Annotated in this window: 16 protein-coding genes; 3 read left to right on the top strand and 13 right to left on the bottom strand. The window is 69.0% G+C overall.

Annotation, left to right across the window (positions count from 1 at the left end; translation table 11 throughout):
• Positions 1 to 329 precede the first annotated feature (329 nt).
• From E3T28_RS01585 to E3T28_RS01550, 9 genes are all read right to left on the bottom strand, one after another.
• Entirely contained in the window at positions 330 to 2,990 is a 2,661-nt protein-coding gene (locus tag E3T28_RS01585; protein WP_134427258.1) for a multicopper oxidase domain-containing protein, read from the bottom strand.
• A complete protein-coding gene (locus E3T28_RS01580) occupies positions 2,987 to 4,108 on the bottom strand; it encodes a hypothetical protein (protein ID WP_134427257.1) in 1,122 nt (373 codons plus the stop codon). The genes E3T28_RS01585 and E3T28_RS01580 overlap by 4 nt, the downstream gene beginning before the upstream one ends.
• Before the next feature lie 23 nt (positions 4,109 to 4,131).
• The gene (locus tag E3T28_RS01575; RefSeq protein ID WP_134427255.1) at positions 4,132 to 4,422 is read right to left on the bottom strand and encodes a DUF2249 domain-containing protein; all 291 of its coding nucleotides are present in this window, start codon (positions 4,420 to 4,422) and stop codon (positions 4,132 to 4,134) included.
• Between the two features lie 100 nt (positions 4,423 to 4,522).
• Entirely contained in the window at positions 4,523 to 4,975 is a 453-nt protein-coding gene (locus E3T28_RS01570; protein WP_241979119.1) for a molybdenum cofactor biosynthesis protein MoaE, read from the bottom strand.
• Between the two features lie 49 nt (positions 4,976 to 5,024).
• Entirely contained in the window at positions 5,025 to 6,302 is a 1,278-nt protein-coding gene (locus E3T28_RS01565) for a serine hydrolase domain-containing protein (protein WP_134427251.1), read from the bottom strand.
• A gap of 62 nt (positions 6,303 to 6,364) precedes the next feature.
• Positions 6,365 to 6,511: a hypothetical protein gene (locus E3T28_RS16715; protein WP_166786890.1), complete on the bottom strand. Its 147-nt coding sequence runs from the start codon at positions 6,509 to 6,511 to the stop codon at positions 6,365 to 6,367.
• The gene (locus E3T28_RS01560) at positions 6,508 to 7,221 is read right to left on the bottom strand and encodes a CoA transferase subunit B (RefSeq protein ID WP_134427249.1); all 714 of its coding nucleotides are present in this window, start codon (positions 7,219 to 7,221) and stop codon (positions 6,508 to 6,510) included. Before E3T28_RS01560 ends, E3T28_RS16715 begins: the two co-directional genes overlap by 4 nt.
• Positions 7,222 to 7,223: 2 nt before the next feature.
• Positions 7,224 to 8,024, bottom strand: a complete 801-nt coding sequence (locus tag E3T28_RS01555; RefSeq protein WP_134427247.1) for a CoA transferase subunit A — start codon at positions 8,022 to 8,024, stop codon at positions 7,224 to 7,226.
• Between the two features lie 61 nt (positions 8,025 to 8,085).
• Positions 8,086 to 8,406: a helix-turn-helix domain-containing protein gene (locus E3T28_RS01550; protein WP_134427245.1), complete on the bottom strand. Its 321-nt coding sequence runs from the start codon at positions 8,404 to 8,406 to the stop codon at positions 8,086 to 8,088.
• Positions 8,407 to 8,595: 189 nt separating this feature from the next.
• Between E3T28_RS01550 and E3T28_RS01545 the strand changes: the two genes are divergently transcribed.
• Positions 8,596 to 9,705: an enoyl-CoA hydratase/isomerase family protein gene (locus E3T28_RS01545; RefSeq protein ID WP_134427243.1), complete on the top strand. Its 1,110-nt coding sequence runs from the start codon at positions 8,596 to 8,598 to the stop codon at positions 9,703 to 9,705.
• 50 nt (positions 9,706 to 9,755) lie between these two features.
• On the opposite strand, the gene E3T28_RS01540 is transcribed toward E3T28_RS01545, so the two are convergent.
• Entirely contained in the window at positions 9,756 to 10,895 is a 1,140-nt protein-coding gene (locus E3T28_RS01540) for an AI-2E family transporter (protein ID WP_134427241.1), read from the bottom strand.
• 175 nt (positions 10,896 to 11,070) lie between these two features.
• Between E3T28_RS01540 and E3T28_RS01535 the strand changes: the two genes are divergently transcribed.
• Complete coding sequence (locus E3T28_RS01535; RefSeq protein WP_134427239.1) at positions 11,071 to 14,460, top strand: DNA polymerase III subunit alpha; 3,390 nt, start codon at positions 11,071 to 11,073, stop codon at positions 14,458 to 14,460.
• 37 nt (positions 14,461 to 14,497) lie between these two features.
• On the top strand, positions 14,498 to 15,022 hold the full coding sequence (locus tag E3T28_RS01530; protein WP_134427237.1) for an SOUL family heme-binding protein: 525 nt from the start codon (positions 14,498 to 14,500) through the stop codon (positions 15,020 to 15,022).
• 12 nt (positions 15,023 to 15,034) lie between these two features.
• On the opposite strand, the gene E3T28_RS01525 is transcribed toward E3T28_RS01530, so the two are convergent.
• The 3 genes from E3T28_RS01525 to pflA form a co-directional block, all read right to left on the bottom strand.
• Positions 15,035 to 17,263 carry a transglycosylase domain-containing protein gene (locus tag E3T28_RS01525; RefSeq protein ID WP_166786893.1) on the bottom strand — a complete coding sequence of 743 codons (2,229 nt, stop codon included), beginning with the start codon at positions 17,261 to 17,263 and terminating at the stop codon, positions 15,035 to 15,037.
• Between the two features lie 149 nt (positions 17,264 to 17,412).
• Positions 17,413 to 17,880 (bottom strand): aromatic ring-opening dioxygenase LigA, encoded by a 468-nt coding sequence (locus tag E3T28_RS01520; protein ID WP_134427233.1) that lies wholly within the window; start codon positions 17,878 to 17,880, stop codon positions 17,413 to 17,415.
• A 179-nt stretch (positions 17,881 to 18,059) separates the two neighbouring features.
• Complete coding sequence (pflA, locus tag E3T28_RS01515; protein WP_104101408.1) at positions 18,060 to 18,917, bottom strand: pyruvate formate-lyase-activating protein; 858 nt, start codon at positions 18,915 to 18,917, stop codon at positions 18,060 to 18,062.
• Positions 18,918 to 18,926 lie beyond the last annotated feature (9 nt).

The raw sequence follows: 18,926 nt of genomic DNA, 5'->3' as shown, positions 1-18,926 counted from the left end.
CAGTTTTCCTGCGCCGGCTCTTATTCGGACCACGGTGGGCCCCTTTCCTCGTTGCGTGGTTCAAGGGCGCGGAAGCAGGTACTGCCGCCTGTCGCGTTTCCTCCCCCGGATAGGTCACGCGGGGTGGTTGAAAGCTACCACAGGATAAAAAGTATGAGTGACATTTCAATACATATTTGCGGATCCGCGCACGCTGCAAATCCAAATGGAACCCCTGGCCAGTCGTTTTATCTACAGGAGTGTGATGCCAGCACGACAGGTCACCTATCGATTTGACCTGAAACGCGACACGCCGCACACATCTATTTTTCGGGAAACTCAGACGAAGATCACGGACTGACCAGGACGACGCCGCGGGCGCCCTTCTCGGCGTCGGACATGACGTGGCTGACGAAGGGGTAGCTGCCGGCCTCGGGGAAAGTCATCTCGACGAAGCCACCCTGGGCCACGGCCAGGTCGAGCACCTGGGAGCCGCCCGTGCCGGTGCTGCCGCCGTCCCGCAGCAGGTAGTCGCCCTCCTTGAAGACGGTGTCGAACTGGCCGCCCACGACGTGGAAGGAGCTGCCCACGTTCGGGCCGGCGTCCAGCACCCAGATGCGCACCTTCTCGCCCACCTTCGCCGTCAGCGGGCGGGCGCCGTACTGGTTGGCGATGCCGTTGAAGACCACCAGGTCGGGGAACTGCGCCGTCACCTTGTCGGCGTCGGCCTCCCCGCCCTGTGGACCGAGGTAGAGCTCGGACTGCACCAGGACGTATTCTCGGTCGACCTGGGTCAATCCGGCCGGATCGATGATCACGGCGCCGAACATGCCGTTCGCGATATGCACCGACATGGGCATGGTGCTGCAGTGGTAGAGCCAGATCCCGGAGCGGGTCGCGGTGAAGCGATAGGTCAGACTCTCCCCGGGATTGATGCTGCGCATGGGTCGGTCGGGTGCCAGGGCGCCCGCGTGGAAGTCGATGGAGTGCTGGATCGAGCCGTCGTTGACGAACGTGATGTCGAAGACGTCGCCGACCGTGCCGTGCAGGGTCGGACCGGGGGCGGTGCCGTTGAACGTCCACAGGGTCTGGGTGACGCCGGGCGACACCTCGGTCTCCACGTTCTCGACCCGCATGGTCAGAGTATGCACGGTCGCCGCGTCCGCCGCCCCCAGCGCCGGGTCCCGGGCGACGAAGTCGGCGTCGGGCTCCCGCATCAGGTCGAGGTCGTCGGCCGCGCTGGGTGCGCCACCGGCGGACCCGGAGCCGTGGTCCATCGCCGTGGCCCCGTCGCCGGCCACCGGCTCCGCACCGACGGCCACGACCGTGAGCACCATGCCCAGGACCTTGTGGCCGGCAATGGAGCACCAGCCCTCGACGTCGGCCCCCACGATTCCGGCGTCGACCTGCCGGCTGGTGCCGGGGGCGACGGAACCGGAGACCACCCCGGTGGCGAGCACGAGGTTGTGCACCATATCGTCGTCGTTGGTCAGGTTGATCACCAAGGTGTCGCCGACGGGCACCTCGATGGTGTCCGGGCTGAAGCGGGTGTCTTTCATGACGACGTCGACCGTGGTCGTATGGCCGGTCGAGGCCGTCTCGACCGATGCCGCGCCGCGGGCGATGCCGGCGGCGGCCGGGTCCATGGCGATCCCCAGGGTCACGGCCAGGAGCAGGGCGCCGACGGCCGTGACGATCGGCCCGGTGCGGCGTGGCGGTGACGAGGCGACCGACGGTGACGAGGCGACCGACGGAGCCGAGGCGACCGACGGAGCGGGCCGGGCCGGCGGAACCGGCGGAGTGGTCGCATCCGTCGCCCCGCGCAGCCGGCGGTTCAGCCGCAGCGCCCGGGGCATCAGCACCAGGAAGGAGGCGAGCGTGCCGACGACGAGCAACGAGACGGTGACCTTGACCAGGCTGGGCACCGGCAGCAGGTAGAGCACCAGGCCGACGTTGACGACGATGACCCGGAACAGGGCGCCACGATCGAGCATGGCGGCCGTGGCCTTCGAGACCGAGGGTCCACCGCCGAGCACGACCGGCAGCAGGTAGCTGAGGGCTCCGAGCAGGATCTGCGCGGCGAAACCGACCGCGAACACAGGCACGAGTTGCCCGAGCCGGTCGGTCGCGGCTACCCAGCTCGGTGCGAACGTCACGATCAGGCCGAACCCGAGCACGCAGGCGAAGAACCAGGCGAGGGCGGCACCGAGGCTCCAACCGGCGAAGGTGAGGGCCGGGGACCGCCGGGCCAGGCGCACGGCCTCCACCAGCACCATTCCGAGACCCACCAGGTAGAGCAGAACACCCGCGGCGGCGACCAGACGCGCATCGATCAGCAGGCCGGTCCCGAGCACGGTGAGGCCGGCCAGGAACAGCGGCAGGGTTCCACGATTGGAGGCGCGCGTCGTCTGCACCCGGGCGTGCAGCACCGTCGGCCAGAGCAGGGCCACCGTGCTGATCACGGTCAGGCCGACCCAGCCGAGGAGGTTGAATCCGACATGGGCGATGTACATCCGCTCCGCGGGCCCACCGTCGATGTCGGTCCGCGCCATCAGCACGCCCAGGGTCACGCCGATGGCCAGCGCGATGCCGGCGGCCATGTAGTAGCGCACGAGCGGCGCGAACCGACCGGGCAGCGCTCCGCGCGACTGCCGGAACAGCAGCACGGCGTGGGCGAGGCCGTTCGCGCCGACCAGGATGCCGCCGGCCAGCACGAGAGGCCACCAGCCGCCGACGATACCGGTGATCACGAGCACCGCTCCGAGGGTGTGCACGCCGAGCCTCGCCCCGAGCGACACGCGGCCGCCGGGGGCAGGATGCCGCAGCAGGGTGTCGGCGAAGTGCTGGCTCCAGACCAGGATCGCGGTGCTCACGGCGCCCAGGAACAGGAGGTGCACCATGAGCCACGGCGCGACCGGGATGAAGCGGTGGATGAGCACGGCGATAAGGGTGAGGAGGAGCCACACCGGAGTCAGGAGCCCGGTGATGCGATGCCACAGTCGGCGGTTCATGGTGTGACTTTCAGTTGGGGGATTTGCCGGCTAGGCCGGGATGGGCGCTGCGACACGCCGCGCACCACCGAGAACACGGCCAGCAGCACGAACAGGAGCACGGCGACGATGTTGGCCACGCCGCCCCACTGCACGAGTGCGGGCAGGCCGCGCGCGTCACCGAGCAGGATGCGTACCAGCAGGGAGCCGTGCAACAGCAACACCGGCAGGTAGAGCACCGGTCGGTACGGCAGCGGCCGGCGCAGCACGGCCGGCAGGATGGTCGGGGCGTGCGCCATGATCATCGACATCACAAACCCGAGAAAGACGGCGTGCAGCACGGCGTCGTAGCCGGGGCCGGAGAAGCTCGGGCCGACGATGACCCAGCTGGCGGCGACCGAGAGCAGCCAGCCGTAGCCGGCCAGCAGGCACGCGGCCATATACCGGGGCAGACCGGCGCTGCGGATAAGCCGGGTCGCCACGTCGTGCCGGAACAGCCAGGCGACCAGCGTGAGCAGCCCGAGCCCGAGAACGGGGTAGCCCGCAGAAGGCCAGACGAGGGCGAGAACGGTGCCGAGGGTCAGGAACAGGCCGGCGGCCAGCATCCACATCTCGGCCCGGTGATCGACGGATGGCGAGATGCGCGCGAGCTCGAGCCGCTCACCGGCGATCGTGAGCACCAGGTAGAGCGTCATCGCCGGCACCAGCACGGGCACGGGCACGCCGCCGAGCCAGAGCACGGTGGCCGTGAGGCCGAGCAGGGCGCCGAGCGCCTGCACCGCGGCGGACGTCGATGGCTGCCGAAGCCAGATCGCCCGGTAGATGGCCAGCAGCACGGCGGATCCGGCCACGAAGGCGAGCTGGCCGACCACCACGGGAAGCGGCGACATGAGCGCCAGGCCGCCGAGGCCGAGCAGCCCCGGCGACAGGAAGGCCCAAGTCTTGCGCACGGCGACGGCCCGCTCCAGCACGACGACGGTGCCCACGAACCCGAAGACCATCAAAGGTCCGTGCACATCCGCCAGCCGCGCGGTCACCACCGGCGCCGAGAAGCCCAGCAGGAGCAGTGCTCCGTCGAGCCCGGCCAGCAGGGCGAGTCCACCGAGCAGCAGAAACGCGAGTCGCCCGTTGCCGTGCACGGTGGTGGTCGATTCCCGGGAGACTAGGCGGCGCGGGTGAAGCGGATGCGCCAGGCGTCCGGGCCACGCTCGACGTACGACACGGTGAACGCGCCGGGGCGCGCCTTCTCCAACTGCGCCAGCAGGGGCAGCGGGTCGTGCGGGGCGATCAGGTCGAGCGAGAAACCGAGCGCAATGGACTCCAGGGCGCCGAAGATGGCCGCGTGGCGGACCGCGTGCGGGATGGTGCGGCCGTCGAGCACGATGGTCTCGGCGTCGTCATGGTTGCAGTTGCAGGTGTGCGCGCTGCTCAGGGTGATGGGTTCGGCGGTCATGGGATGGATCCTCCTCGGTGACACGACCGAGTCGGCCGCTAATAAACAGGATACACGTCCGGTTTATTAAACCGGTACCGGCGCGGGACCGGCGCTGGGATCAGGTCAGGCCGACCCAGGCGGTGGATCCGTCGACCTCGTACTGCTTCTTCCAGATCGGCACCTCGAGCTTGACGGTCTCCACCAGGCGTTCGCACGCCTCGAAGGCCACCGCGCGGTGTGCGCTGGCCGCGGCCGCGACCAGGGCCAGGTCACCCACGTCGAGGTGGCCGATCCGATGACTGACCGCGAGGTTCACCTCCGGGAACTCCCGGGAGACTCGGGCGACGATCTCGGAGAGGATACGGCCGGCATCCGGATGCGCACTGTAATCGAGGCCGGTCACCGGCCCGGCGGCGTCAGGATCGTGGTCGCGCACCTGGCCGATGAAGGTCACCACGGCCCCGCAGGAGCCGGTGGAGACGGCGACGACGTGCGCGGCCAGGTCGAGCGGCGCCGTCGTCACCTGGTTGATGACGGTGTCGCGGTCGTTGGTCGTTCCTGCTGAATCCACACGTTCAGAGTACGCCCGGGCTCCGGGCCTGCTGACCGGGCTCGCTCCTCTAGCCGACGATCTCCGCCGGGGTCGGGCACGCCGCATCGGCGGCGAGCTCGGCCCGGGTCTGCTCCACCGTCCAGGGCAGCACGACCGACGGTTCGGTGTCACCCTCGGCCGGAGCCTCGGCGACGATGGCCGCCAACTGCCGGGCGAGTGTCAGGGCGAACTGGTCGCCCGCGCTCGAATTGTTCAGCATGACCACCACGGTCAGGGTCTGGTCCGGATCGGCCAGGGTCGCCGAGATGAAGCCAGGGATCGATCCGGTGCGACCGCGCAGCGGCCCGACCTGCTCCGCGCCGAGGCCGTAGCTCTGCCACGCGGGCGCCTCCAGGTCTTCGGTCACGGTGTTCCACTGGGCGCTCGCCGACGTCTCGGACAGCAGACCCCCCGCCGCGAGAGCTCCCGCCCAGATCCTCATGTCGGCCAGCGTGGAGACGACGCCGCCGGCCACGCCGCTCATGGAGTTGGAGAGCAGGGTGATGTCGGCGATGTCCGTGCACACCGGGCCGTCCGCACCCACCTGTGCCGCGTAGCCATGCGCGTGTGGTGCGGGGAGGTCCTCGTCGCCGGCATGCGGATAGGAGGTGTCATGCAAACCGAGCGGATGGAAGATGTACTCGTCGTAGAGCGCCGACCACTCCTGACCGGTGGCCCGCTCGAGGGCCGTCCCGAGCAGCACCATCCCGGTGTTCGAGGGACCCCACACGGTGCCCGGCGCACCGTTTCGAGGTGCGGCCAGCCCCTGGGCGATGAGCTCCATCGCGGGCCAGGTGCGCAGGGGGTTGTGCACGAATTCCCCGGCCAGAACGGAACTGTAGGTCTCGAGGCCCGAGGTGCCCTGGCAGAGCTGGCCGAGCGTGATGCCGGTCACCCCGACCATGCGGGGCAGGTAGGTGGAGACCAGGTCGTCGAGCGAGACCTTTCCCTTGTCGACGAGGCGGAGCAGCACCGTGCAGGTCATGGCCGTGGTGTTGGTGCCGATGCGGAAATGCATCCCGCTGCTCATCGGGGCCGAACCGCCGATTTCCGTCGTGCCGGGCGCGACGGTCCAGTTGCCGGCGGCAGACCAGACGCCGACCAGGGCTCCGGAGGACCCCGACAGCACCATCGCCTCGCCCACGGCCGAGTCCAGCCGACCGGCGATGTCCGCCGCGATCGGAGCATCGTTCGGGTCGGCACGCTCCGGGCCCGCGGTGCAGCCACTCAGAACCATGGCTGCGGCGACACCGAGTGCGACAAGCAGACGACGACGGGTGTTGGGCTTGGTAATGGCATCCCCCAATGCTCCCCGCCATCTTGCCTCATTGCAGCACGGGCACCAAAACGGCTCGCTGCACCCGCTCGCTATACCCGCTCGAAGATGGCGGCGAGTCCCTGGCCGCCGCCGATAGACATGGTCTCGAGCAGATCGCGCCCGCCGGTGCGGTGCGGGTGGCAGGTGCCGGTGCAGGTGCAGGTGCAGGTGCAAGTGCAGGTGACGACGTCTCTCATGGCGCGGCAGCTTCGGATTCGGCGCGATCAGCCGCGTCGTCCACGGCGGAGCGCAGCGTGCGGATGAGTGTCGGCGCTTCCGGCACGAGCAGCGACACCGCGGTGGCGGCCTGCACCTCGGCCACCGTGAGCCCCGGCGCGATCTCGCGCAGCAGGAGACCCTCCGGCGTCACGTCGATCACGGCCAGGTCGGTGATGATGCGGGTGACGACGCGCTTGCCGGTCAGCGGCAGAGAACACTCGTCCACGATCTTGAAGTCGCCGTTCTTCGCGGTGTGCTCCATCACGACGATCACGGTCTCGGCGCCGTGCACAAGGTCCATCGCGCCGCCCATGCCCTTGATCATCTTGCCGGGCACGGCCCAGTTGGCGATGTCGCCGGCCCGGGACACCTGCATGGCGCCGAGCACGGCCACGTCGATCCGGCCGCCGCGGATCATTCCGAAACTCTGCGCAGAGTCGAAATAGCTGGCCCCGGGGTTGACCGTGATGGTCTCCTTGCCGGCGTTGATCAGCTTCGGGTCCTCCTCCCCCTCCCACGGGTACGGGCCCACGCCGAGCACCCCGTTCTCAGAGTGCAGGATGACGTGCACCCCCTCCGGCAGGAAGTTCGGGATCAGCGTGGGCAGCCCGATCCCCAGGTTGACGTAGCTGTCGGGGGTGAGCTCCTGAGCCGCGCGCGCGGCCATTTCATTGCGGGTCAACGGCATGATCAGCGCTCCTCTGCAACGGATGCGGCCGGCCGCGGCCGGGTGGTGGTCTTCTCGATCGGCAGGTCGGCTGCCTCGTCACGGGAAAGCTCGACGATGCGGTGCACGTAGATGCCGGCGAGGTGGATGGCATCCGGGTCGAGTTCGCCGGGTTCGACCAGCTCGTCGACCTCGGCGATGGTGATGCGGCCGGCCATCCCGGCGACCGGGTTGAAGTTGCGGGCGGACTTCTCGAACACGAGGTTGCCGTGCCGGTCACCCTTCGCGGCGCGCACGAGGGCGTAGTCGGTGACGATGGCCTCCTCGAGCACGTACTCCTTCTCCCCGCCACGCAGCGAGGCGAACATGCGGGTCTCCTTGGGCGGTGACGACACCGTCACCGAACCGTCCGGCCCGTAGCGCCAGGGCAACCCACCCTCGGCGACCATGGTGCCGACGCCGCTGGCGGTGAAGAAGCCGGGGATGCCGCTGCCGCCGGCCCGGAGCCGTTCGGCGAGGGTGCCCTGCGGGGTCAGTTCCACCTCGAGTTCGCCGTCGAGGTAGCGGCGGGCGAAGTCCTTGTTCTCACCGATGTAGGACGCGATCACCCGGCTGATCCGCCCTTCCCGGAGCAGCTCGCCGAGCCCCCAGCCGTCGACGCCGCAGTTGTTGGAGACGACGCGGAGGTCAGCGGTGCCCTGGGCGAGGAGCGCCCGGATCAGCACGATCGGCACGCCGACCAGGCCGAAGCCGCCGACGGCGAGGAAGGCGCCGTTCGGGATGTCCGCGACGGCGGCCGCAGCGGAGGAGAACGTCTTGTCCATGGGAGGGTCCTTCGGCTTCAGTTCGTGGTGTCGATGGTCTTGAAGGTACCCCGGACCACCGTCAGCGCGGAATTCGCGGCCGGCTCCCCCGCCTGCTTGCCTGCCTGCCGGCCTGCCTGCCCGGCTGGGCCAGCAACAGCGCGGCCGCCTCCGCGGGCCGCTCCCGCGCGGCCAGGTGGGCCGCTCCTGCGATGGTCTCCAGGCGCACGTGCGCGGGTGGCCCCGTGAGGTCCTCGAGGCGGGGCAGAGCGATGGCGCGCAGAGTCCGGGCCGTGGGCGTCTGCACGCCCAGCTCCCAGAGCCGCATACCGAGGGAGTAACGACCGTCGTCCTGCCGGGCCAGGCCACCCAGGACGACGCACTCGCCGACCAGCCGGTGCACCCTCGGTCACCCTCGCCCTCGCCCCCGCCCCCGCCCCCGCTGGCTTCGCGCTGGCTTCGCGCTGGCTTCCCGCTGGCTTCGCGCTGGCTTCCCGCTGGCTTCGCGCTGGCTTCCCGCTCACGAGCACCACGCTACTGGATACCTCGTTTGTTCCCCGGGATCTGAGTTCGTGGCGGTAGCGTGTGGTCCATGCTCGAGTTCACGGATGACCGGCCGGACCTATTACTGCGCCGCGACGGGCGGCTCGCCCGGATCATCCTGAACCGCCCGGCCGCCCTGAACGCCCTGACCCACGCGATGATCCGACGGATGTCCGCGGTGCTGACCGACTGGGCCACCGACGGGCAGGTCGAGACAGTCCTGCTGACCGGGGGCGGCGAACGGGGCCTCTGCGCCGGGGGCGACATCGTGGCGATCTACCGCGGTGCGGAAGCGGACGCCCACGACCGGGCGGACTTCGACGCAGAGGCCGCCTCGTTCTTCGCCGACGAGTACCAGCTGAACGCGCAGATCCACCGGTATCCCAAACCGTACGTAGCCGTGATGGACGGCGTCGTGCTCGGCGGCGGGGTCGGCGTCTCCGGCCATGCGAACACCCGGATCGTGACCGAGCGCACACGGCTGGGCATGCCGGAGACCGCGATCGGCTTCGTGCCCGACGTCGGTGGAACCTGGCTGTTGTCCCGCGCCCCCGGCGAGCTCGGCACCCACCTCGCCTTGACCGCCGGCCTGGCCTCCGGGGCGGACGCCATCGCGCTGGGTCTGGCGGACCACTTCGTGCCAAGCGACCGGCTCCCGGCCCTGACCCGGGCCCTCGCCTGGAGCGACGCGGCCGAGGCGGTGCGCACCCTGGCCGAGACTCCCCCGCCGTCCCCGCTCCTCGCCCAGCGGCGCTGGATAGACGAGTGCTACGCGTTCGACGACGTGGGCGAGATCGTCGCCGCCCTGCACCGCTCACCGGTGGAGGGCGCACGCGACGCCGCCGCCCTGATCCTCACGAGGTCACCGACCGCCCTCGCGGTCACGCTCGCCTCGCTGCGCCGGGCCCGGCGGCTTCCGAATCTCGACGCGGCGCTCGACCAGGAGTACCGGGTGACGCTGCGCTTCCTGCAGCGGAGCGAGTTGCAGGAGGGTATCCGGGCCCAGGTGATCGACAAGGACCGCGACCCCCGGTGGTCGCCGGCCGGTCTCGGCGCGGTGACGGAGGCATCCGTCGCCGCGTTTTTCGCACCGCTCGGCGGGCAGGAGCTCGGGTTGGCCCAAACGAATTCGACGGAGATTTTGCCCGAAACAGCCTAGAAAACGCCGAAAAAGCGGTTGTGAACGAAAATCTCCGTCGAATTGGTTAGCTAGGCCGCGGCACCGGACGCCCCGATCGACCGGCCGGGTGGCACGGATTCCACCGGCACGGCCGGCTGCTCCGGAACGGGCGGCGGGGTGGACGGCAGGGTGGGCGCGTTCCAGGCTTTGATGACGGCCCAGCCGACGGCGGCGATCGGCACCGAGATGATCGCGCCGACGATGCCGCCCAGGATCGTGCCGGCCGTCAGGGCCAGCAGGATCACGAGACCGTGCAGGCGCAGCGACTTGCCGAGCACCACCGGGGACAGGAAGTTGCCCTCGAGCTGGTTGACCGCGACCACGATCGCCACCACGATGATGGCGGTGGTCAGGTCGTTCGTGACCAGGGCCACCAATGCGGCCAGGATGCCGGCCGCCGTCGCCCCGACGATGGGGATGAACGCGCCCACGAAGACGATGACGGCGAGCGGCAGTGCCAGCGGCACCTGCAGGATCCACAGCCCGATTCCGATGAACAGGGCGTCGACGAACGCGACGATTGCCGTGCCCCGCACGTAGTTGCCGAACACGTCGACGCTGCTCAGGCCGATGCGCACGGCCCGTGCGTGGCGCTTGCCGGCGAGAGGCTGGATGAGGAAGCTCCAGATGTGGGGGCCGTCCTTGAGGAAGTAGAAGAGCACGACGAGGCCGAGCACCACGCCGGCCACGATCTCGGCCGCGACGGAGACCCCAGCCAAAGCTCCAGACCCGAACTGGCTGCTGGTCGCGAAGTCGATGACCGACTCGCGCACCGAATCGATCTGGGCGGAATCGATCGGCAGCGTACCGCTGGTGAGAAGCTCCTGCAGGGTGTCCAGGCCGTCGTTGGCCGAGGTGAACAGGGTGTCCCACTCACCACGGATGCCGAACACCACGAGGGTGACGATGCCGCCGAAGACCGCGACGCTCGAGATCAGGGTGATCGCCGCGGCGAGGGACTCGTTCGCACCGCGGGCCAGCAGGAATCTCATCACGGGGCGCAGCGCCGACGCCACGATCAGGGCGAGCAGGAGCGGGATGAAGACCAGCTTGAGCTGCGTGATCCCGTAGACGGCCACCACCAGCAGGGCGAGGACCAGCAGGGCCTGGCCGGAGCGGACGGCGGCCCGGCCGAGGTAGTCCGTCCAGGACGAAGTGGGCGTGGTCATGGGGATCTCCAAACGAGGCTAACGGCGACTGAGCCACCTAGCCTAGTCAGGCTGCCCGGCCGGACCGTCTGACCGGACTGCCACTGGCGCGTGTCGGCCGACTGACGTACACTCCCTACATCGAACATTTGTTCGATCCATCACCCGTCAACCTGCCTGCCAGAGGAGTACACACATGTTCGCACACCTCCACGTCGCAAGCGCCTACTCCACGCACTTCGGGGTCACCCTCCCCGAATCACTGGTCGAGCAGACGCAGGCTCAGGGTGGTTCCTTCCTGGCGCTCACCGACCGAGACGGTCTCTACGGCGCGGTCAAGCACGTGCGCGCCTGCGCGGCCGCGGGCATCCGGCCGGGGCTGGGCGCAGACCTCGCGGTGCACGACGACGACGGGCATCCGCTGGGCCGGGTCGTGGTGCTCGCCCACGGCGATCTGAACGGGCGCGGCTACGCGGCCCTCTGCCGCGCGGTCAGTTCCGCGCACAGCGGCGCCGCCCACGACGCCGGCCGGACCCCCAGCATCGCGCGCTCGCACCTCGCCGAGCTGGCCGGGCTCCGCTGCCTCACCGTGCTGCTCGGCCCCGCCTCCGATGTGGGCCAATCGGTCGAGCGCCGCGACACCGACGCGGCCGGCGCCTGCCTCACCGCGTGGCTGCGCGCCCTGCCGCCGCAGTCGGTGGTGGGTGAGATCGTGTGCCACCTGGCGGCGCCGGGCAGTCCCGGCAGCGTGACGCCGGCCACCCGCATGCTCGCCCTCTTCGAGCACGCCGCACTGCCCGCGGTGCTCACCAACGCCGTGCGCTACGGCACCCCCGACGAGGCCGTCACCGCCGACCTGGCCGACGCGGCCCGCACCCTGACGGCGCTGGCGAACCTGGAACAGCTGCAGACCAACGGGCAGGCCTGGCTGAAACCCGAGGGCGCCATGAGGCAGGTGGCGCGCATGGTCGTCGACGCCGGGCTGCACGACGACGGCGCCGTCGACCGGCTCTTCCGCGACACCGAGCAGCTCGCCGAGCGGTGCAGCCTCGACCCGGACACCGACATCGGCCTGGGCCGTCCACGAATGCCGGAGGCGCGCATCATCGGTGTCAGCGGCGACCCGCTCACCGAGCTGCACGCCCGGGCCAGGGCCGGCATCGACTCCCGGTATCCCGTCACGTCGCCGGCCGGCAGAAAGCTGGCGGAGGCGGCCCACGCCCGTCTCGTGCACGAGCTGAAGACGGTGGAGCACCTCGGCTTCGCCGGCTATTTCCTCACCGTCGCCCGGGTGGCGGACATCATCCGGGAGATGGGCATCCGAATCCAGGCACGCGGATCCGGGGTGGGCTCGGTACTCAACTACGCCCTGCACACCTCCTCCGTCGAACCCATCTCCAACGGGCTGCTCTGGGAGCGGTTCCTCTCCCCCGAGCGGCAGACCCTGCCCGACATCGACCTCGACGTCGAGTCGGCCAGAAGGCACGACATCTACCGCAAGCTCTTCGACACCTTCGGCAGCAATCGGGTGTCGCTGATGTCGATGACGAACGCCTACCGGGGCCGCGGGGCCGTGCGCGACGCCGGGCTGGCCCTCGGCATGAACCATGAGCAGGTCGCGGCCGTGGCCAAGCAGATCTGGCGCTTCAACGCGCGCGACTTCCGCCGCGCCCTGGCCGAGAAGCCCGAGCTCGAGCCACTGGCCGCCGAGGTACGCGCCTCCTCGCAGCTCGACCTGCTGGTCGACCTGACCATCAAGCTCGACCGGCTCCCCCGGCACATCTCGGTGCACCCCTGCGGCGTGATCCTCTCCGACGCCTCCCTGCTCGACCGCACCCCGGTGCAGGCGTCCGGCATGGGGCTGCCGATGTCCCAGTTCGACAAACACGACATGGACCCGATGGGCCTGATCAAGCTCGATATCCTCGGGGTGCGCATGCAGTCGGCCATGGCCCACGCCGTCGAGGAACACCACCGCCTGTCGGGCGAGACCATCGACCTGGACCGCATCCCGCTTGACGACCCGGCCACCTTCGAACTGATCCGCTCCACCCGCACCCTCGGCATCTTCCAGATCGAATCGCCGGGCCAGATGGAACTGGTCGGCAAGCTGCAGCCCAAGGTCTTCAACGACCTCACCGTGGAGATCTCCCTGTTCCGGCCCGGGCCCATGCAGAACAACATGCCCCTGAAATACCTGCAGGCCCGGCACGGGGAGGTGCTGCCCGACTACATCCATCCCCGGTTCGAGGCGTTCCTGCGGGAGACCGAGGGCGTGGTCATCTTCCACGAGCAGGTCATGCGCCTATTCGACGAACTCACCGGCTGCGGGCTCGGCCGAGCGGATGTCTTCCGCCGCCACCTCGGCAAACCGGAGCACCTCCCCCGGATCGAGGCGTACGTGCGGGAGCACGCCCGCGAGCGCGGGTTCACGCCCGCCGTGATCGACCGCACCTGGACGGTGCTCGCCGGGTTCGGCAGTTTCGGTTTCGCCAAGGCGCACGGGGCCGCGTTCGCCCTACCCACCTACCAGTCCGCCTGGCTGAAGACCCACCACCCCGCCGTGTTCCTGGCCGGACTCCTCACCCACGCCCCTGGCATGTGGCCGAAGGACCTGATCGTGGCCGAGGCGCGGCTGCTCGGCGTGCCGGTACTGGGCCTGGACGTGCAATACAGCGCCCTCGACTACCGGGTGGAGCAGATCGACAGCGGCCGGCGCGGGATCCGTCTGGCCCTGCCGGAACTCTCCGGCTGCACGGCCGCCGAACGCGCCCGCATCGTGCGCCACCAGCCGTTCACCTCGCTGCAGGATTTCCGCGACCGGGTGCGCCCGCGGCGCAGCACCTTCGAGGCGCTCGCCCGGGTCGGGGCGCTCGACAGTTTCATCGGCTATGACCGCGCCCGCCGACACGAGCTGCTCGCCCACATCCAGTCGCTGCGCGGCACCGCGGTCACCATCCACGACGACCAGCTCGCCTTCGACGTGCCGCTGCCGGTGCTCGAATACGAGGGGTCCCGGTTCAACGCGGTGACCTCGCTCGAGCTGCGCGGCCGCAGCCAGACCGACCTCGAGCTCAGGGACCTGGGGCTGGCGGTGTCCGGGCACCAGATGGCCCGGTACTACCCGCTGTTCACCGAGCTGGGCGTCACGCCGGCCTCCGAGCTGATCAACCTGCCCGGCGGCACCGAGGTGCTTCTGGCCGGAGTGCGCCGGGCCACGCACACGCCGCCGATGCGGAGTGGGCGCCGAGTGGTCTTCGTCAGCCTCGACGACGGCACCGGCCCGGTCTCGAACGTCGTGTTCTTCCACGACGCCCAGGAGCGCATCGGCGGTCCCGTGTTCCACACCAACCGGATGCTGGTGCGCGGCCGCACCCGTCGGTCCGGCGCCAAGGGCGTGTCCGTCACGGGCGAGAACCTGTGGGACCTCACGGATGTCGCCCGCCGGGTCACTCTGCGCCACGCCGACGAGGCTTCCGCCCGGCGCGCCGACCGCACCCCTGACCTGGACGAGGAACTCGCCGCCGAATTCGCCGCCCTGGCGACCACGAAGGTGCGCCATCTGTGGCCCCGACGCACCGCCTGATGCGCGCCTGGCCTGCCTCGCGCCTAAAATACCTGTCATGACCGAGAAACAGCGCTACGACGTGCTCCGTCAGTACACCGACTTCGAACTGCGTCACTATCCCCGCGCCGTGCTGGTGCAGGTGGAGGTGGCCGGGGATTTCGCCGCGGCCGGAAACCGCGGTTTCGGACCGCTCTTCCAGTACATCAGCGGTAATAACCAGACCTCGACGCGCATCGCGATGACCGCGCCGGTGATCCAGGAGACCACGGCCCCGCAGAGCCACACCGTCAGCTTCGTGCTCCCCGACGGCATGCCGCCCGCGGACGTACCCGTGCCCCGCAACGCGCAGGTGCGCAGGCGCGAGGTTCCCGAGCGCACGGTCGCCGCCCGCCGGTTCAGCGGCAGCTGGAGCGAAGACAGGTTTGCGCAGAACGGCGCCCTGCTCGTCGACGCCGTGCACCGCGAGGGACTCCGGCCCGACGGCCGGCCCTACTTCGCCCGTTTCGACCCACCCTGGAAGCCGGGGTTCCTCAAGCACAACGAGGCGCTCGTCACCGTCTCCGGTTCCCCCAATCCCTGATCATCGGAATAGTCAATCATCGGAGTCGTCCGTCGAGTTGTTTGTCGAGTTGTCTGTCGAGTCGTCCGGATTCCCGGAGTCCGTGGCGGGAACGATCACCGGGGCCGGCCCGAGTTCGGGCAGCTCGTCTCCCCCGTACTTGGCGTTCGCAACGGACATGACGGCCGGCCACATCCGGTGCCTGGCCGTGGCGGCCGGACCGCTGGCAAAGCTGATGGAACGCTGACGGGCCTCCCCGGTGACGCTGACGACGGCGGCGACGGTCGCCACCTTCGAGCTGGCCCCCACCATCCAGGTGTCCTTGCCGCCGTCCGTGGTGCCGGTCTTGCCGATCAGTGGCACCCGGGGAGCGGTGGCGCCCCAGGACTGCTGCGCCGTGCCATCGGTCATCACCCGGCGCATCGCGAAGACCACGCCGGCGGCCACCGTCGGGTTCACCGAGGCGACGCAGTTCGACGTCGGCACGGGCACCTCGTCCCCGTCCGCGGCCACGATGCGGTCGATCGCGATCGGTGAGCAGGTCACCCCGCGGTTAGCGATGCCCGCGAAGGCGACGGCCATGGTCAGCGGCGCCACCTCATTCGTGCCGATCACGGCCGCCGCGGTCTGCATGAGCGGGTCACCGTCGGCGCGATGCACGCCGAAAGCCTCCGCGGTCTGACGGATGCCGCACAGGTCCAGTTTCTTCGCCATCCCGATGAAGCCCGTATTGATCGAGCCGAGCGTGGACTCGAGCGCGCTATAGTTGCCGCCGCTCTCCCCGGCGTCGTTCCGCGGGTTCCAGTTCTGGGAATCGTAGTTCTGCGGCCCTCGGCAACTGTCGTTGAACGTGCCCCAGTTGGCCTTCCGTGCCGAGTCGACGCGCTCATCCAGCCGGTGGCCCGTCTTCAGCCATTCCGCCAGGGTGAAGACCTTGTAGGTCGACCCGGGCTGGAATCCGCTCGAGCCACCCTCGGCATAGTCGGTGTTGTAGTTGACCCCCGTGTAGCTGGCGCTGGTGGCCTGAACCGTCGGGTCCTGGCTGTACCGCTTGTTCTGAGTCATCGCCAGCACCCGCCCGGTGCCGACCTGCACGCTCGTGATGACGCTGCCCACGTCCCAACCGGGATACTCCATGGGCACATTGACCGCCATGGTCGCCTCCGCCGCCAGCTGCAGGTCGAGGTCCAGGCTGGTGTACACGTCGTAGCCGCCGCGCCGGAAGTTCTGCAGACGGGTTTGGTCGTCCTCTCCGAAGACCGGGTCGTTCCGGAGCAGGTATGTCACGTAGTCGCAGAAATAGGCGCTGCCGCCGGCGGTCTGGCAGCCGGTGCTCGGCTCCTGGATGGCCGGCTGGATCGGGCTGTCCACGGCGGCCCGGTATTCCGCCGCGGTGATCTTCTCGTACCTCACCATCTCGCGCAGGATATAGTCCCGGCGCGCCTTGTTCACGGCGTAGCCGCCGGCCTCCCCATTGGTCGCGCTGCCGGGGTTGTCGAGGCGGAACTTGGCCGGGTTGTTCAGGATCGCGACCAGACTTGCGGCCTGCGGCAGGGTGAGCGCTGCGGCCGTCGTTCCGTAATAGTAGTTCGCCGCGGCCTCGATGCCGTAGACGGTGCCGCCGAAACCGGTGATGTTCAGGTACTGGCGCAGGATGGCGTTCTTGGGGAACTTCTTCTCCACCCCGATCGCGAGGCGCATTTCCTTGATCTTGCGGTCAGGGGTGGTTGCGGTGACGGCGTTGTAGCACTGCCTGCGCAGCCGTTCGTCCGACTCGAGCTCGCACTTCTGCACGCGCACGTTCTTGACGTATTGCTGGGTGATCGACGACCCTCCTTGCGTGACACCCCCGACCGCGGTCGTCACCGCCGCGCGAAGGGTGCCCTGGGCGTCGACCCCGCCGTGCTCGTAGAAGCGCGGGTCCTCGCTGGCGACGACGGCATCCCGGGCGTAGGGGCTGATCTCGTCCCAGCCGACCTCGATGCGGTTCTGATCGTAGAACGACGCCAGCAGCACGGGTGTGCCGTCGTTCTGCGTCGCGTAGATGTCGCTCTTCTGGGAAAGCGGTTCGATGTCCAGGTAGCCCGGCAGGTTCTCGAACACGGTGATCGTATTGGCGGCTCCGAGACCGGAGAGCGCGACGACCGGGGTGACCGCGGCGGTGACGAGAAGGCCGGCCACGACGCTCACGGCCACGAGGCCCAGCAGGCCGCCCACGACTCCCACCGCGGTTCTGTGCTCGGTGAATCCCGACGTACCCATTGCACCACCCCACGCGTCCACGAACCCGATCGGGTCCCATGGCATGCAAACCTGAGGAGGACTCAGGGGATAGGGGGTTGCGCAAAGTAGAAGAGCCCGGCAGCGAATGCTGCCGGGCTCTCGGAGCGCAACGCTCCGGGGATCAGATGCTAGACCGTGGCGTTCTTGCCCGGGACGAGGGTCAGAATGGCCCAGCCGAACAGGGCGACCAGGACGCCGACGCCCATCGCGAAGGCGGAGACGCCGAAGGCGAGGATCGAGGTGAAGAGTGACGCGCGCAGGAGCGAGGCGGTCATGACGGTGGGGCGAGTCGGGTCATCCTGCTCGAGCTGCGCGTAGGTCTTGCCGCCACTGGCCTCCATGGCGTGGTGGTTGATGATGTCCGCCTGCGCGTAGGCGGAGAACGGGCCGACGACCGGCGCGCCGCCGAGGAACGACGCGTCTTCGGCAACCGTGATGTCCTCATCGCTCAGCTGGCTGCTGACCGTGGTCCAGCCGAGTCCGCCGACGAGCAGGAAGGCGAGTCCGCCGACGAGCCCGAGAATGCCGATAAGTCGGACCACTCCGGCTTTTCTGCTGCTGAGGATGACGGACGGGGTTGCCATTGCGGCTGTCATTGTGTTGCCTCTCATTGTGACATGATGCATGCCTTTGTATGTACCCGAGTTTAGTTGTCTTGTAAGCGCTTTCACAGGTTGGCAGGAGGCATCCTCTGCTTTACTGCGCAGAAAAGGCGTGGCATCTGTAGAGATGCCACGCCTCGTCTGATCCGGGTGGGTCGAGCGGTGATTACTGTTTAGAAGACTGTCAGGCCCCGTGCCTCGAACTGGGCCCGGACCCGCACCAGCAGTGCCTCATCCGGGGGGTGAGAGCCGTGCAGCGGATACGGGATGTTCAGCCGGTCCCATTTGTCTTCACCCATCTGGTGGAAGGGCAGGACCTCGACGCGCTGCACGTTCGGCCAGCGCGACACGATCTCGGCGACGGCGTCGACGTTGTCGACGGCATCGGTGAGCCCCGGTACGAGAACGAAACGCGCCCAGACGGGAATGTTCCGTTCGCTCAGGCGATCACCGAACGCGATCGTCGGTGCGAGGTCTCGGCCGGTCACCTCCTTGTAAGTCTCGGGGATGCCCGACTTGACGTCGAGCAGCACGAGGTCGAGATTGTCCAGCAAGGTGTCCGACGCGCTCTTACCCAGGAACCCGGAGGTGTCCAGGGTGGTGTGCACGCCGAGCTTGTGGCACTCCTCGAAGAGCCGCGTCACGAAGGCCGGCTGCATGAGTGGTTCCCCACCGGAGATGGTCAAACCCCCGCCGGTCGAGTCGAAGACGCCCTTATAGCGCTTGACCCGGGCGACGAGGTCGTCCAGCGTGGTGAGGAGCCCGTCCTTCATCTTCCAGGTGTCCGGATTGTGGCAGTACTGGCAGCGCAGCAGACACCCGGAAAGAAAGAGTGTCATTCGCGTGCCCGGACCGTCAACGGCGGTGACCAGTTCCCACGAGTGGACGCTGGCCACCGACCCGTTGTGGATCGCTTCCATTTCAAGGTGGTGGAGTTCAGCCAGTTCGGCTTGTTCACTGCTGACGGATGAACCGTCCACCAAGGCGATGGCCGCGCCGGCGCTGGGCAGACCGAGGTTTACTGCTGGCATTGTCTCGTC

The organism is Cryobacterium sinapicolor (genome assembly GCF_004403465.1).
Taxonomy (GTDB): domain Bacteria; phylum Actinomycetota; class Actinomycetes; order Actinomycetales; family Microbacteriaceae; genus Cryobacterium; species Cryobacterium sinapicolor.
This window is presented reverse-complemented; position numbering and strand designations above follow the sequence as displayed.

Coding starts and splice junctions, on each gene's coding strand:
- E3T28_RS01585 (WP_134427258.1), bottom strand. CDS start 2,990: ATGAACCGCCGACTGTGGCATCGCATCACCGGGCTCCTGACTCCGGTG.
- pflA (WP_104101408.1), bottom strand. CDS start 18,917: ATGCCAGCAGTAAACCTCGGTCTGCCCAGCGCCGGCGCGGCCATCGCC.
- E3T28_RS01545 (WP_134427243.1), top strand. CDS start 8,596: ATGCTCGAGTTCACGGATGACCGGCCGGACCTATTACTGCGCCGCGAC.
- E3T28_RS01520 (WP_134427233.1), bottom strand. CDS start 17,880: ATGACAGCCGCAATGGCAACCCCGTCCGTCATCCTCAGCAGCAGAAAA.
- E3T28_RS01525 (WP_166786893.1), bottom strand. CDS start 17,263: ATGGGTACGTCGGGATTCACCGAGCACAGAACCGCGGTGGGAGTCGTG.
- E3T28_RS01535 (WP_134427239.1), top strand. CDS start 11,071: ATGTTCGCACACCTCCACGTCGCAAGCGCCTACTCCACGCACTTCGGG.
- E3T28_RS01560 (WP_134427249.1), bottom strand. CDS start 7,221: ATGCCGTTGACCCGCAATGAAATGGCCGCGCGCGCGGCTCAGGAGCTC.
- E3T28_RS01575 (WP_134427255.1), bottom strand. CDS start 4,422: ATGACCGCCGAACCCATCACCCTGAGCAGCGCGCACACCTGCAACTGC.
- E3T28_RS01530 (WP_134427237.1), top strand. CDS start 14,498: ATGACCGAGAAACAGCGCTACGACGTGCTCCGTCAGTACACCGACTTC.
- E3T28_RS01555 (WP_134427247.1), bottom strand. CDS start 8,024: ATGGACAAGACGTTCTCCTCCGCTGCGGCCGCCGTCGCGGACATCCCG.
- E3T28_RS16715 (WP_166786890.1), bottom strand. CDS start 6,511: ATGAGAGACGTCGTCACCTGCACTTGCACCTGCACCTGCACCTGCACC.
- E3T28_RS01540 (WP_134427241.1), bottom strand. CDS start 10,895: ATGACCACGCCCACTTCGTCCTGGACGGACTACCTCGGCCGGGCCGCC.